Raw genomic sequence first — 15541 nt, 5'->3', positions numbered from 1 at the left:
GATAGAGATAGAGGGGGATTAATAGGTCAAGAGATAAAAGCCACACAACCGAGGGAGAGTTGTGTGGCTTTGTTAGATGGGCTTATTGAGTTTTAAACTCACTCAGCCTTTGTGCTAATTCATGACTTTCTCTTGTTAGTTCAGCCGTATCATTGAGTGAGGTATGCATATCAGCAAGAACCTCATCAGCGGCTTCATTAATGCTGGTTACATTGCGATTTATCTCTTCAGAAACCGAGCTTTGCTCTTCAGCGGCAGAAGCAATTTGATTGTTCATGTCATTTGCCACAAGGATTGCATTACTTATTTCAATTAAGTTTTGTTGTGCAATTAATGTGTCTTCTTTGGTTGCTAGCGCTTGTTTCTGGCTACTGTCCATTACGGTGACAATGCCTTGTGTATTTTGCTGCAATATTACAAGCATGCTGTTGATTTCTTGAGTTGAGCTTTGCGTACGACTTGCAAGGTTACGCACCTCATCAGCGACGACTGCAAATCCACGGCCTTGCTCACCAGCGCGAGCGGCTTCAATAGCGGCATTCAGAGCCAATAAATTTGTTTGCTCAGCAATGCTGCCGATTTCCGTTAGAATTTTTTGAATATCATTGCTTGATGCCGCTAAGCTAACGACTTGTGATTGAGCTTCATTGATGAATGCGGCTAACTCTTCTACTGAAGAGGCGGCGTTATTCATTATTTTTTGACCATCTTCACTGCTTGTTTGAATTTGGTTTGCAGCGGTTGCCGCTTGCAAAGCAGAAGACGCAACTTCTTGAGCCGTTGCACTCATTTCATTAATCGCCGTTGCTAATTGGGTCACTTCATTAACTTGATTTTGCAGCTTAATTTGTGATTTTTCAGTTTCAGCCATGGTGTTCATTGATGATTGAGACACCAATTCAGCGGTGTTTTTGGCGTTATGAAGAGTGAGTTGAATTTTCTCTACAAAAGTATTAAACCAAAAAGCTAACTGGCCAATTTCGTCTTTAGAGTCTATCTCAATGCGCTGTGTTAAATCGCCATCACCTTGAGCTATGTTTTCAAAGCGAGTCGTGAGATTAGACAGTGTTGAACCAATATTTTTTGCCAGAAGGAAAATAATAAAAATACCAACAATTGAAGAGATGACGCCACTTAATAAACCATTAGAAAGCGCTTCGCTTCCTAATTCAGTGCTGAACACATTGAAATCGGTAATTTCTTTTTTCAAAATTTCAGAAGGAATCGACACCATGACTATCCACGGTTTTGCCCCTGTATTAATGGTAGAGACAGCAATTTTCAAATGGCCGATGTCTTTTAAGAATGACTTATTATTTTTCGCTTCTTGCTGAATCGACCCCCAATTACGTGCAAATTCATCTGCTACTTTTTGACCGACTAAACTCCCATCTTTACTAAAAGATAGTAATCGTCCGTCCCATGAGGCGATAGAGACAATCGCATCAGGCATTCCTGTTGCTTTTGCTGATTTTTGACTTATTGCTTGGAAGCTTTTTATTGACCAGTCAAAACCAAGAGAACCAACAATCTTATTGTTATGTCGTAACGGCAAACTGATCGTCGTAATAAGCTCTTCATTTCCTCTTACGTTGTAATAGTAAGGTTCCATTACAAAGCTTTTGCCCGTTTCAAAAGGCGCTAAATGCCATTCATCAGTACGTTCGCCATTGTTGTTTAACGCGGTGTTTTTAAAGCTGTCCATTCCAATGGCTTCAAAGCCTGAATTGGTCGGAGAGAAGAATGGAGATAGAACGCCTTCTTTATTTAATGCTTTTTGAGTAAGAACCGATTCATCTTTAGTAAAATTAGCGTCTTCCCACACCATATAACCTGCAAATACACTGTCATTTTGTATTTTTAATGATGATATGAATTGCTCAATAAGAAGACTTGCGTCTGCTTGGTGTTGGTTTGACAGTTCTAGCAATGATTTTAGTTGTTTTAAGTTACTGATCACTGGGGAAAACTGACCATTGAGTTCCGCACTTTGCTGATTCGCAATAGACAGTAATTTATAATCAATATTTTCAGCGAGTTGATCAGAGACATGTTTTGTTATTTCTTTATTTACTCCGTTATAAGATACGGTAGTAAAAAACATGGCGGTGCTTAATGTGATAAAGATGGCAAGTCCGGCACTTACCGCGATACGTGTTTTTATTGATTTAAACATAATCCCTCAAAACTAAAATTATTTTATAGAATTACTTATCGACTTGGAGTGAATATTCATTAGCTAAAATAACTGAATTGAATGAATAAAATTTACACCGGTGTTCACATTGAGTTCACGGAGATTCATTTATACTCCGCGGTTCATACTTAGATACACGCTAACCATCTCATTTAATTAATTTTCTGTTACTCTGTTTTGGTTATATTGGCAATTTTATAGTGAGATAAAAAATGAACAAAAAACTATTGTTACCTTTATTATTTTCGGTTGTTTTAGTGGGTTGTGATGACGCAAGTGAAGCCATTGATAAAGCACAAAACGCAGCAAATAAAGCAGTAGACATGGCTCAAACAAAATTAGAATTAATTAATTTAAGTGATCTTAATATTGATGAATTTGGTGATGCAGCTATATCAGCAAAAGCATTTGCAACATCGGTTGATGAAGCGTTGAATGCCGATTACAGCAACCCAGAAGCATTGGTTGAAGTGAAAGCACACATTTCGAATGCGTATAGCTGTTTAGTGGCGGCATCATCAGAATCAACAGCAGAAAATGTGGTTGATAAAGTAATGGCAACAATTTCAAATGAAAATGCTGAAAGCTTAATTGAGAAAGGTGTCGAACGTGCACAAGACATGACAGAGTGCGTAATGTAATCTTGAATGAGTAATACTAAATAAAAAAGCCCCGTAACAATCGCTCTTTAAAGGCGTTTGATACGGGGCTTTTTAGTGCTTATAAATCGGTTAGGTTAATAAATAACCGTAAAGATTACAGCTTGTCAGTTAGCTCGATAGCTTGACCAATGTAGTTTGCTGGCGTCATCTCTTTTAAACGAACTTTTTCGTCTGCAGGGATTTCTAAGCTGTCGATGAATGAACGCATGCCTTCACCATCAATGCGTTTACCGCGAGTTAGCTCTTTTAGTTTTTCGTATGGCTTTTCGATGCCGTAACGACGCATTACTGTTTGAACCGGTTCTGCAAGAACTTCCCAGTTTTTATCTAGCTCAGCTTCAAGTGCTGCACGATTGATTTCTAATTTGCTAATGCCTTTTAGAGTCGACGTGTATGCAATGATTGCGTAGCCACAACCAACACCTAGGTTACGAAGAACCGTAGAATCGGTAAGGTCACGCTGCCAGCGAGATACAGGCAGTTTTTGCGCTAGGTGATTAAAGATTGCGTTAGCAAGACCTAGGTTACCTTCTGAGTTTTCAAAATCGATTGGGTTAACTTTGTGTGGCATTGTTGAAGAGCCGATTTCACCCGCAATCGTTTTTTGTTTGAAGTGACCAAGAGCAATGTAGCCCCAAACGTCACGGTCAAAATCAAGAAGGATTGTGTTGAAACGTGCAATCGCATCAAATAGTTCTGCAATGTAGTCATGCGGTTCGATTTGAGTTGTGTACGGATTCCAGTTAACGCCTAGAGATTCAGTGATGAATTCTTCACTGAATTTGTGCCAATCAACATCTGGGTAAGCAGAAAGGTGAGCGTTGTAGTTACCAACAGCACCGTTGATTTTCGCTAGGATCTCAACGTTTTCGATTTGCTTGTATTGACGTTCCATACGGTATGCAACGTTCGCCATTTCTTTACCCATTGTAGAAGGTGAAGCAGGCTGACCGTGTGTACGAGAAAGAAGAGGAATATCACGGTACTCGTTCGCTAATGCTTTAATTGCATCGATAACGTTACGGATTTCAGGAAGAACGATCGTGTCACGTGCTTCTTTAAGCATAAGAGCGTGAGACGTATTGTTAATGTCTTCTGAAGTACAAGCAAAGTGAATAAATTCGTTGATAGCGTGAAGCTCTGGAAGCTCAGCGACTTTCTCTTTTAGGAAATATTCAACGGCTTTAACATCGTGGTTTGTTGTGCGTTCAATGTCCTTGATACGCATAGCGTCTTCTTCGCTGAAGTTTGCAGCGATGTTATCTAAGAATTGATTCGCTTCTGCGCTTAATGTAGCCACTTCCGCAATCGATTGCGTAGCTGCTAATTTTTGAAGCCAACGAACTTCAACAACAGTACGGTATTTCAGTAAGCCATACTCACTAAAGATGCTGCGTAGAGAAATTGTTTTACTTCCGTAGCGACCGTCTACAGGTGAAACAGCAGTTAATGCTGACAATTCCATGTGAATCTCCTAGATATCTATAAAGGTTAAAGGATAAAGCCTACCTGATAGTCAAGTAGGCTTTAATTTTTTAAATTCGAGCTAATATAATTTTTGCTTGTTCGACCATTTTTTTACGACCAAAAATCAAATGACGACGCTTTCCGCCTACTTGACGCCAAAGTACCGCAGAGCGAATACCTGATAGTAGTAATGCGCGAACTTTATGTTGAGTCATTGGTTGTTGCAAGATAGATGGTGTACCCGTAACTTGGATACGAGGGCCCATAGGGCTGATCACATCCAAATAAATACTCGCAATGTTACTGAGCATTTGTTCGTTATGAATATCAAAATGGTCTAATTGGCGTTCAATGGTACTGATGCGTTCACCAAGCTTACTCATGCCATCACGATGACCTGCAAGTTTGCGCTCTAATGCCATTAAACTGATCAGGTAGCGAGTTAATTCGCTGCCTGTTGGTGTGTTATCAAAATCTCGTACAAGGCATTCTAAGCCAACACGTAAGTTGGCTTCTTTCCCGTAAACACCTACCGTATTATTTGGATTGGTTTCCAAAATAGATTGGATAGCGGTATCAAACGCGGCTTGATCACAATGCCCATCTTTCGCCATTTTTTGTACTAAGCTTGCCGCTTGGCAAATGCCAGCAAATGCAATGGTTCTGTCAAATAAAGTGTTCGCCACGCTAGGACTCCTTAAATACGTTCTTCGATGATACCGCCACCTAGGCAAATTTCACCTGAGTAGAAAACTGCAGATTGACCTGGAGTCACCGCAATTTGTGGTTCATCAAAAATCACCTTAATGTTCTCATCATCGATAGGGATAATGGTACAAGGGATATCAGTTTGACGGTAACGTGTTTTTACCGTGCAGCTCAATGGTGCTTTGATCGCAGTGCGATCAACCCAATCAAGTTGAGAGGCTAATAAGCCCTGTGATTTCAATAATGGGTGGTCATGACCTTGTACAGCAATAAGTACATTGCGTTTTAAATCTTTTTCACCAACAAACCATGGGTCTTCGTTACCGCCGCCGCCTTTAGAGCCACCAATGTGCAAACCTTTACGTTGGCCTAGAGTGTGGTACATCAAGCCTTGGTGTTGACCAATAACTTTGCCTTCTGGCGTTTCAATATTACCTGGTTGTGCTGGTAGGTATTTGCCTAAGAATTCAGTGAATTTACGTTCACCGATAAAGCAAATACCAGTAGAATCTTTTTTCTTCGCCGTGATCAAATCTTGCTCTTGGGCAATGCGACGTACTTCTGGTTTTTCTAGATCACCAACAGGGAACAGGCTGCGTGCAACTTGCTCTGAGCTTAATGTATACAGAAAGTAACTTTGATCTTTGTTTGAATCCAAACCACGAAGCATTTGTGGTTTAGCACCATTTGCGATTTCTTCTGCGGTTGGGAAAGTACGACGAACGTAGTGACCCATTGCAATAAAATCGGCATCCAACACTTCATCAGCAAACTCTAAGAATGCTTTAAATTTAATTTCTTTATTACAAAGAATGTCTGGATTTGGCGTGCGACCCGCTTTGTATTCCTCTAGGAAATATTCAAAGACGTTGTCCCAATATTCAGCTGCGAAATTAATGGTATGAAGGTGAATACCTAATTTGTCACACACGGCTTGTGCATCGGCTAAATCTTCAGCTGCGGTACAATATTCCTCGTTGTCGTCTTCTTCCCAGTTTTTCATGAAAAGACCTTCAACTTGGTATCCTTGTTGCTGAAGTAGGTAGGCTGATACTGAAGAGTCTACACCACCGGACATTCCGACGATGACTTTCTTTTGGCTGTTGTCTGACATTCTTTAACACCACTAATAAAACTTGAAGCAGATTCTACCAGAAAGAATTTGCATGGGACAGATCCGAGACTAAAATCACAGATTATATCTGTGAAATGTAGGTTATTTATGTTGATTTAGTCCTTTAGTTTTAAGCGTTTGGCTAAACGATGTAAATTTCCTGTATCAAGCTGCAAAGCTCTGGCGGTAGCCGCCCAATTGTGTTGGTTTTCTTGATGTGTTTTTTTTATTAATTGTGTTTGAAATTCGTCGATTGCAAGGCGTAATCCTTTCGTTTCATCTATGAGTGTGTTTTCTGTTTGTTGAATGGGGCTTACTTCCAAGTCAGTGTCTTTTTTAATTGAAAAATGCAGCGGCGTAAGGGTTAAGCCCGTTTCATTACTCTGTGCTCTAGAAAGTACGGTTGCTCGGCTCATTACATGCTCTAACTCTCGGATGTTTCCTGGCCATGAATAATCGTTAAGAAGGGCGATTGTTTCTCGAGTGATACGTAAACTTGAAGCACCTAATTTGATGCGGCTTTTTTCTGCAAAATACCCAACGAGAATCGTAATGTCATTTTCTCGGTCCCTTAGTGGGGGAACAAAAATGGGAAAGACACTCAAGCGGTGATACAAATCGGCTCTAAAATTGCCATTCTTGACTTCTTCATGAAGCATTTTGTTGGTGGCAGCAATAATTCGAGTGTTCACTTTAATGTGATTATCGTCCCCAATACGTTGAATATCACCATACTGCAAAACACGCAGTAATTTGGCTTGCAGCGCTAAAGATAATTCGCCAATTTCATCAAGAAATAACGTGCCATTATCTGCGGATTCAAACTTTCCCTTTCGGTTACTTATTGCGCCTGTGAATGCGCCTTTTACATGACCAAACAACTCACTTTCTGCGACCGACTCTGGTAGCGCTGCACAGTTTAAATAGACTAAATTTTGATTTGAACGCGCCGATCTTTCGTGCAGAGCACTGGCGACTAATTCTTTTCCGACTCCCGTTTCACCTGTAATTAAGACTGACAATTCGGTGTTGGCTACGGCGTTAATGTTGTTTTGCAACTCTTGCATTACTTGAGACTCACCAATCATCTCGGCCGCGTGGTGTTGTGGACTTTCAAAAGAAGACGCTGTGCTACTTTCTCCTGATTGTTTTTCTAATCTTTCCATGAGTAAGGCGGTGTTCAAACTTGTTGCCGCTAATGCGCTGATGATACGTAATTCTTTATTTGTGAATTTATCAAATTGGGCAGGATCGAATGCATCAATGGTTACCGCTCCAATGAGACGTTCATTGACGATGAGAGGAAGGCCTATGCAGGAGTGGACGTGTAACTGGCTTTTTTTATTTGCGATTAATCCATCATAAGGATCGGGTAAATCGCTGTCTGGTGGGAACCGAACGATGTCACCGGCTCTGGCTATCGCTTCTAAACGAGGGTGTTGTGAAATGGAAAAGCGACGACCAATGACATCACCATCAAGACCATTAATGGCTAAAGGAGAAAAATATTGATTTTTGAACAGTAACAAGGCTGAAGCATCGCATTTTAAGGCGTTTCTTATCGTCGAGAGTAAGCGTTCAAAGCGATCTTTATTTGATAATCCAGACGTTAAATCTAAGGCTATCTGAATCCATTCTTCTTTAATGTTTTTCATTATTGTTACCCCTCTTTCTTAATGTCAATTTGACTATTGTACTGTCTTTTTGACAGAAGTAAATAAGTGTCAAATTGACACCTTTCGGTATCTTGTTTTTATTATTTACTTATAAAACAAATAGATAGATAGTTGGCATGCTCGATGCAATATGACGAGTAACGCTAATTATTAAATGAGACAAATAATGACTATTCATATTAAAAACAATGTTAACTGGGTTGGCCAACGTGATTGGGAGGTCTCTGATTTCCATGGTACTGAATTTAAAATGACCAAAGGCACAAGCTACAACAGTTACTTGATTCAAGAAGAAAAAACGATATTAATTGATACGGTTGATCATCGTTTTAGTCATCAATTTATTCAAAACCTAGAAATGGAAATTGATCTCACAAGCATTGATTACATTGTTATAAATCACGCAGAAGAAGATCATGCAGGTGCGCTTGCTGCATTAATGGAAAAAATCCCAGGTACACCAATTTATTGTACTGAAAATGCGATTGATTCAATCGTTGGTCACCATCATCACCCTGAATGGAACTTTAAGCCAATTAAAACGGGTGATGCATTAGATATTGGTAATGGCAAACAATTGGTGTTTGTTGAAGCACCAATGTTGCATTGGCCAGACAGCATGATGACATACTTAACAGGTGATGCAATTTTGTTTAGTAATGATGCCTTTGGTCAGCACTATTGTGATGAACGCTTATTTAATGACGAAGTCGATCAAACTGAGTTGATGGATCAATGTTTACGTTATTACGCCAATATCCTTACGCCATTCAGTGCGTTAGTGACGGCAAAAATTAAAGAAGTATTAAGCTTTAATTTACCCGTAGACATGATTGCAACCTCTCATGGGTGTGTATGGAGAGATAACCCAACTCAAATCATTCATCAATATTTGGAGTGGGCTGACAACTACCAAGAAGATCGAATTACGCTTTTCTATGATTCTATGTCAAACAATACTCGAATGATGGCAGATGCGATTGCACAAGGTATTCACGATGTAGATCCTGGTGTCGCGGTAAAAGTCTTTAATGTGTCTCGACAAGATAAGAATGACATTTTAACCAGTGTGTTCCGTTCAAAAGGGATTTTGGTTGGCTCATCAACCATGAACAATGTGATGATGCCTAAGATCGCAGGTATGCTGGAAGAAATTACAGGGCTTCGATTTCGAGCGAAAAAAGCAGGAGCATTTGGGAGTTATGGTTGGAATGGCGGAGCGGTAGACAGAATACATTCTCGTTTAACTGATGCAGGTTTTGAAACGGCGGTAGGCTTAAAAGCAAAATGGCGTCCAGATGGTAAAGCGATGCAATTGTGCCGAGAACATGGACAATTTATAGCAAAGCAGTGGGCCTTAAAACCCGTAACTACAACGTTTCAGACGATCAATGTTGAAAAGAAAACCATTCCGGCGTCTATTGCTGAGCCTGTGGCCATGGTTGATCCATCAATGAATTCTGCAGCTAAAAGTGACATTAATGCAAATGCGTCAAATGGCGATAAACAATGCATGTTATGTACTGTGTGTAATTGGGTTTACGATCCTGAAATCGGTGAACCAAATCAAGGGGTGGAACCAAACACGGCGTGGATTGATGTGCCCGATTATTTCTTATGCCCTGAGTGTAATTTAGGCAAAGATGTCTTTGTTGAAGTTAAATAGGGAGTGAAATAATGAGTTTACCAATCGTTATTATTGGCAGTGGTTTTGCTTCTTATCAACTAATTAAAACGATCCGTCGTACAGACGTAGATTGTCCTATTCATGTATTTACGAATGATGATGGCCACGATTATAACAAGCCAGATTTAAGTCATGTGTTTTCAAAGCAACAGAGTCATGATGATGTAGTGACGCTATCAGGCTCCGATTTTTCTGAACAATACAATGTGGTATTGCATACCCGTACTTTAGTTGAGTCGATTGATACCATCAGTCAAACCATTACGGTGAAAGACGAGGTGTTTTCTTACGCTAAATTGGTATTAGCCACGGGCTCTCAAACGTTTATCCCACCTTTTAAAGGGGACGGATGTAGTGAGATCCTTACGTTAAACAGCTTAAAAGAATTTGCGGTTATTCATAAAAAAGTGGTGAGTTCACAAAGCATACTCGTTATTGGTGGTGGACTGATAGGCACAGAGTTAGCAATGGATCTTGCGGGTGCAGGTAAACACGTAACGGTGGTTGAGCCGAATACGCATCTTCTTGCCAATATGATCCCTGACTTTATTTCTTTGCCTTTAGAGAATGCGTGCAGAGATAAAGGCGTGATTATTACGCTTTCTGATGGTGTTCAAAGTGTAAATCAGAGTGGTAGTGGTTTTATAGTCACGACAATGAAGGGTCAGTCTTATCAAGTTGATTGTGTTATTTCAGCCGCTGGTCTAAAACCCAATACTCAGTTAGCGAAAGACGCTGATATTCGTGTTAATCGTGGAGTTGTGGTGGATTCAACCTTACAAACATCGGTTAGAAATGTGTATGCGTTAGGCGATTGCGCAGAAATTGAAGGTAAGGTAATGGCGTATCTTCAGCCAATATTATTGAGTGCTAATGCGTTAGCAAAAACCTTATTGGGTACAGAAACTGCATTGGCATTACCAAATATGATGGTGAAGGTGAAAACTCCACACTATCCAATACAGCTTGCGGGTAATACATCAAGTCATATCCATCGTTGGTCTATTGAACTTGATGAACAGGGGATATGTGCTAAAGCTTATGATGAAAAGGATAACCTAACCGGATTTGTTGTGACAAAAGAACAGATGAAAAAGGCATTTCCTTTATTTAGAGAGATACATAATACGAATTAATAGAGGTGAATTATGACAGAAATTCCTCATGGCTTAATAAAAGGCGTGGTTCTGAGTCGCTATGATTGGACCGATCGTTTATTCAGTTTGTATGTTGAGGCCCCGATTGATGCTTACACTGCTGGGCAATTTACGAAACTTGCCTTGCCTGATGGCAGTGGTGGTTGGGTAAGAAGGGCGTATTCGATTGTGAATAACCCTAAGCAAGCGATAGGGCATCAACATATGGAGTTTCTGATCATTGCAGATGATCTCGGGGAGTTATCTCCTCGTCTTCATCGCTTAAATTCAGGCGATGATATCTTTGTTGGTAAAGATGCCGCGGGGTTTATGACGTTAGATGAAGTTCCAGTGCATGTGGATGATTTATGGTTATTGTCAACGGGAACGGCGATAGGCCCCTTTATCTCTCTTTTAGAAACACCGTCACTTGAGACTCGATTTAAAAATATTATTTTAGTTCATGCAGTAAGAACACATGCTGAGTTGATTTATCACGATCGAATTCAGCGATTACTTCATCGGTTTAATAGGAGGCTTCATTATGTGCCAATTGTTTCTAGAGAACATGTCACCGGAACTCTACGTGGACGAATCCCGTCTTTATTACTCAATGGAAGCATCGAAAAACAAACCCAATGTCCCCTTAATAAAGCGCATAGTTTCTTATATCTCTGTGGTAATCCCTGCATGGTTAAAGACACAGCAAGCGCCTTAAATGAATTAGGGTTTCAAAAACATCTTCGTAAGAAAGCAGGGCAGTTTAGCTCTGAGAATTATTGGTAATTACACATAGAAGCATTACATTTATTTGGAGAGTTATTATGAGTCATTTACGTATTCCAGCAAATTGGACGATTCAACGTTCAACCCCTTTTTTTACTCGTGACAATGTACCTGCGGCATTGCTTAGCCACCACAATACTGCGGCTGATGTGTTTGGGCAGTTGTGTGTGATGGAAGGTGTCGTTACCTATTATGGTTTTGCAGATGAAGAGGCAATAGAGCCTGAAGTTAAAGTGGTCATTAACGCGGGCGAGTTTGCGACAAGCCCTCCTCAGTATTGGCACCGAGTTGAGTTAAGTGAGGATGCTCAATTCAATATTAATTTCTGGTCAGATCAAGACAAAACTGGAAAGAAAATGTTCAACACTAAATAATTGTCACTCTTCTTTTCATTTATGGCATAGTAAGCGAAATTATAGAGTGAGCAGAACAAATGACAGATCAACAAGACGATTTCATGACGGAAGAAACTTTGATTGAAACCGTAAAAAATCAAATTGAAGACGGCAGCCCAATTGCAGTTAAAGAAACACTAATGCGTTTAGTTATGACGGGTAATCCTCGTGAAGATGCGATTGAAATGATGGCATGTGTACTCGCGATTGAAGTGTTTGATGTGATGAAAAATGGCGCTGAATTTAACCAAAAGCGTTATAAAGAAAATTTAGAATCTTTGCCAGACATGAGCTTTATGGGCGACGAATAATACCGAGATTACTTGGATAATCCCAAGCAATGATCAAATAAAAAGGCGAGACAGAGTGTAAACTCTATCTCGCCTTTTTTATTCAATAATGCTAGTTTGCGCAACCAATTTCGCCAGTCAACATGCAGTTTTGTTGCTGTCTTTCTTGATTGTCATAGTGCTCATTAGTGAGTTCGGTAGAATTAATGTCTTCTCTATCTGCTGGAGCACAAGCACTTAAAAATAATACGCTAGCTATCCCTGCTACCTTGATGATTATCTTCATTTTTATTCCTTTATTCTCATGTGATTATCTATTTAGTCTAAGTGAAAAGTACGTAAATACGTAGTTGTTTTTAACTTATTTGCTACATTTCTATTTATTACTATTAATTGTCACTTCTTTCCATTCTCCATGAGGGACATCTTTGATCGTCCAATCTCCCATAGAGTAACGAATCAAGCGTAACGTTGGAAACCCAATGTGAGCCGTCATTCGGCGAACTTGTCTGTTTCTTCCTTCAATAATAGTCACTGTTATCCATGTTGTCGGAATAGCGGCTCTAAAGCGAACGGGAGGGTTTCTTTCCCATAGTTCAGGCTCTGTCATTACTTCAACTTTTGCGGGAAGTGTCATCCCATCTTTTAATTCAACGCCTTGGCGAAGCTTCTCTAAATCGTCTTCTGTCGGAGCACCTTCAACCTGTACCCAATAGGTTTTTGGTGACTTAGATTCAGGTTGTGTTAACCGTGCTTGAAGCACACCATCATTGGTAAGAATTAATAATCCTTCACTGTCACGATCAAGGCGTCCTGCTGCGTAAACATCCTTCACAGAAATGAAATCTGCAAGAGTTTGTCGATGCTGATCATCGGTAAATTGACTCAATACATCAAAAGGTTTATTAAAGATAAGGACTTTACGATCTTCTGGTGCAGGGCGTGGCTTTTGTGTGGTTTTTTTCTTAAAGGCCGGTTTTTTCCAATTTGGAGAACGCTTGAATGTCATGTTAACTACCTTGCAAAATTGTAAAGCTTTTGTGGTGTTTAGTTTTAAAGTTCACGGCTTTTCGCTATAGTACGCGCGTGAAACAAAAGACTAATAAAAATAAAGTCGGTAAATTACAAAGCCTATTATACGTTTTGTTATTGGTTTTGTAGATTAAATAGGGAAATTAAATGACAACGCAAAAATCTAAGATTATCTATACCATCACTGATGAAGCGCCAGCATTGGCGACGCATTCACTTCTTCCAATTATTCAAGCATTTGCAGCATCATCTAACATTGATGTTGATACTCGCGACATCTCACTTGCGGGTCGTGTCATTGCAAATTTTTCTGAATACCTAACAGAAGACCAACGTATTAGTGATGCATTGGTAGAGCTTGGCGAACTCGCTAAAACGCCTGAAGCAAACATCATTAAACTTCCGAACATCAGTGCGTCGATTCCTCAACTTCATGCGGTAATTAAAGAGCTTCAAGCGAAAGGCTATGCTCTGCCTAATTACCCTGAAGAAGCAAAAACGGACGAAGAAAAAGCCGTTAAAGCGGTTTACGATAAAATTAAAGGCTCAGCAGTTAACCCTGTCCTTCGTGAAGGTAACTCTGATCGTCGTGCACCGGGTGCGGTTAAGCAATACGCGCGTAATAACCCACACTCAATGGGTGCGTGGGCGAAGGATTCAAAATCACACGTTGCAAGCATGAGTGAAGGTGACTTCTACGCAAGCGAAAAATCAGTGACGATTGACGGTGCAACAAACGTTAATATTGAATTTGTTGCTGATAATGGCGATGTAACAGTACTGAAAGAGGGACTGGCACTGAAAGACAAAGAAATCATTGATGGTTCTTGTCTAAGCAAAAAAGCATTGGTTGAATTCTTCGAAGCTGAAATTAAAAAAGCCAAAGAAGAAGATGTTCTGCTTTCACTGCATATGAAAGCGACGATGATGAAAGTCTCTGATCCAGTTATTTTTGGTCACGCGGTTAAAGTATTCTATAAAGAAGTCTTTGATAAATACGCGACGACATTTGCAAAACTTGGTGTTGATGCAAATAATGGTGTTGGTGATGTTTATACTAAAATAGTATCGCTTCCTGATGCTGAAAAAGACGCGATTGAAGCGGATTTAGCGGCGGTTTATGAATATCAACCAGAGCTTGCAATGGTTGATTCAGATCGTGGTATCACGAATCTTCATGTACCAAGTGATGTAATCATTGATGCTTCTATGCCTGCTGCATTACGTACTTCTGGTCGTATGTGGGGACCAGATGGTCAACTAAAAGATACGAAAGCAATGATCCCAGATCGTTGTTATGCTGGTGTGTACCAATCGGTTATTGAATTCTGTAAAGTGAATGGCGCGTTTGATCCAACAACGATGGGCTCTGTGCCAAACGTAGGATTAATGGCTCAAAAAGCAGAGGAATATGGATCTCATGATAAGACCTTCATTCTTCCTGCTGCGGGTACCGTTCGAGTGGTTGATGCGACAGGCACCGCACTGATTGAACATTCCGTTGGTGAAGGCGATATCTGGCGTATGTGTCAGGCAAAAGACGCACCAATCCAAGATTGGGTTAAATTAGCGGTAAACCGTGCTCGTGCAACTGGAACTCCGGCTATTTTCTGGCTTGATACTAATCGTCAACATGATGCTGAACTGATTAAGAAAGTAAATACTTACCTTGCAGATCATGATACAGCAGGTCTTGATATTCAAATTTTGTCTCCAGTTGCGGCGACTGAATTTACGTTAGCGCGTATTATTAAAGGCGAAGATACGATCTCGGTAACGGGTAATGTATTACGTGATTATCTAACGGATTTATTTCCAATTCTAGAGCTTGGAACATCAGCGAAAATGCTGTCTATTGTCCCTCTTATGAATGGTGGTGGCCTGTTTGAAACGGGGGCGGGTGGTTCTGCTCCAAAACACGTTCAACAATTCGAAAAAGAAAACCATTTACGTTGGGATTCTTTAGGTGAATTCTTAGCATTAGCGGCGTCGTTTGAACACTTAAGTGTGACGACTGGCAATGCAAAAGCACAAATACTTGCTGATACACTTGATGCTGCAACGTCTAAGTTCCTTGAAACGAATAAATCGCCATCACGTCGTGTCGGTGAGTTGGATAACCGTGGTAGCCATTTCTATCTAGCAATGTATTGGGCTCAAGAACTTGCAGCGCAAACGGGTGATGCAGAACTTCAAGCCTATTTTGGTTCATTGGCTGAAACACTAACGTCAAATGAAGCTAAAATAGTTGAAGAGTTAAATGCAGCGCAAGGTGTTGTTGGCAATGTTGGGGGCTATTTCCAACCGATTGCTGAACTTGCTGCAAAAGAAATGCGTCCGAGTGCAACGTTGAATGCGGCATTAGCGACTTTATAGTTTGAATTATTTTTA

The 15541-nt window shown here is 40.2% G+C and carries 14 protein-coding genes; 7 read left to right on the top strand and 7 right to left on the bottom strand.

The genetic code is table 11. The annotated features are described in order from the left end of the window. Positions 1-82: 82 nt before the first annotated feature. Entirely contained in the window at positions 83-2176 is a 2094-nt protein-coding gene (locus A6E04_RS08690) for a methyl-accepting chemotaxis protein (RefSeq protein ID WP_017022134.1), read from the bottom strand. Between the two features lie 233 nt (positions 2177-2409). On the opposite strand from A6E04_RS08690, the gene A6E04_RS08685 reads away from it, so the two are divergent. Continuing rightward, entirely contained in the window at positions 2410-2838 is a 429-nt protein-coding gene (locus A6E04_RS08685; protein ID WP_017022133.1) for a hypothetical protein, read from the top strand. Between the two features lie 115 nt (positions 2839-2953). Here the strand turns inward: A6E04_RS08685 and purB are convergent, their stop codons facing one another. The 4 genes from purB to norR form a co-directional block, all read right to left on the bottom strand. After that, complete coding sequence (purB, locus tag A6E04_RS08680) at positions 2954-4324, bottom strand: adenylosuccinate lyase (protein ID WP_023603853.1); 1371 nt, start codon at positions 4322-4324, stop codon at positions 2954-2956. Between the two features lie 70 nt (positions 4325-4394). Beyond that, positions 4395-5012 carry a high frequency lysogenization protein HflD gene (hflD, locus tag A6E04_RS08675; protein ID WP_065610902.1) on the bottom strand — a complete coding sequence of 206 codons (618 nt, stop codon included), beginning with the start codon at positions 5010-5012 and terminating at the stop codon, positions 4395-4397. An 11-nt stretch (positions 5013-5023) separates the two neighbouring features. Further along, positions 5024-6148 (bottom strand): tRNA 2-thiouridine(34) synthase MnmA, encoded by a 1125-nt coding sequence (gene mnmA / locus A6E04_RS08670; protein WP_017022131.1) that lies wholly within the window; start codon positions 6146-6148, stop codon positions 5024-5026. A gap of 116 nt (positions 6149-6264) precedes the next feature. Further along, entirely contained in the window at positions 6265-7803 is a 1539-nt protein-coding gene (norR, locus tag A6E04_RS08665; protein ID WP_065610900.1) for a nitric oxide reductase transcriptional regulator NorR, read from the bottom strand. 187 nt (positions 7804-7990) lie between these two features. Here norR and norV point away from each other — a divergent pair, with 187 nt between their 5' ends. Genes norV through A6E04_RS08640 form a run of 5 tightly spaced genes read left to right on the top strand, consistent with a single transcriptional unit; the run spans position 7991 to position 12139 of the window. After that, positions 7991-9490, top strand: coding sequence for an anaerobic nitric oxide reductase flavorubredoxin (gene norV, locus A6E04_RS08660; protein WP_065610898.1), 1500 nt, complete (start codon positions 7991-7993; stop codon positions 9488-9490). A gap of 11 nt (positions 9491-9501) precedes the next feature. Next, positions 9502-10647 (top strand): NADH:flavorubredoxin reductase NorW, encoded by a 1146-nt coding sequence (gene norW, locus A6E04_RS08655; protein ID WP_065610896.1) that lies wholly within the window; start codon positions 9502-9504, stop codon positions 10645-10647. A 12-nt stretch (positions 10648-10659) separates the two neighbouring features. Beyond that, positions 10660-11433: a ferredoxin--NADP reductase gene (locus A6E04_RS08650; RefSeq protein ID WP_065610894.1), complete on the top strand. Its 774-nt coding sequence runs from the start codon at positions 10660-10662 to the stop codon at positions 11431-11433. 38 nt (positions 11434-11471) lie between these two features. Further along, entirely contained in the window at positions 11472-11807 is a 336-nt protein-coding gene (locus A6E04_RS08645; RefSeq protein ID WP_012550718.1) for a TehB family protein, read from the top strand. Between the two features lie 59 nt (positions 11808-11866). Further along, positions 11867-12139, top strand: a complete 273-nt coding sequence (locus A6E04_RS08640; RefSeq protein ID WP_065610892.1) for a hypothetical protein — start codon at positions 11867-11869, stop codon at positions 12137-12139. A 91-nt stretch (positions 12140-12230) separates the two neighbouring features. On the opposite strand, the gene A6E04_RS21145 is transcribed toward A6E04_RS08640, so the two are convergent. Both A6E04_RS21145 and A6E04_RS08635 read right to left on the bottom strand, forming a co-directional pair. Continuing rightward, the gene (locus A6E04_RS21145; RefSeq protein WP_017022124.1) at positions 12231-12404 is read right to left on the bottom strand and encodes a hypothetical protein; all 174 of its coding nucleotides are present in this window, start codon (positions 12402-12404) and stop codon (positions 12231-12233) included. A gap of 90 nt (positions 12405-12494) precedes the next feature. Next, positions 12495-13127 carry a pseudouridine synthase gene (locus A6E04_RS08635; protein WP_017022123.1) on the bottom strand — a complete coding sequence of 211 codons (633 nt, stop codon included), beginning with the start codon at positions 13125-13127 and terminating at the stop codon, positions 12495-12497. Between the two features lie 170 nt (positions 13128-13297). On the opposite strand from A6E04_RS08635, the gene A6E04_RS08630 reads away from it, so the two are divergent. After that, entirely contained in the window at positions 13298-15526 is a 2229-nt protein-coding gene (locus A6E04_RS08630; RefSeq protein WP_065610890.1) for an NADP-dependent isocitrate dehydrogenase, read from the top strand. Positions 15527-15541 lie beyond the last annotated feature (15 nt).

This window comes from Aliivibrio logei, from assembly GCF_001691055.1.
Lineage (GTDB): Bacteria > Pseudomonadota > Gammaproteobacteria > Enterobacterales > Vibrionaceae > Aliivibrio > Aliivibrio salmonicida.
The sequence above is the reverse complement of the archived record's forward strand: the minus strand, read 5'-3'. Positions and strand labels throughout refer to the sequence as shown.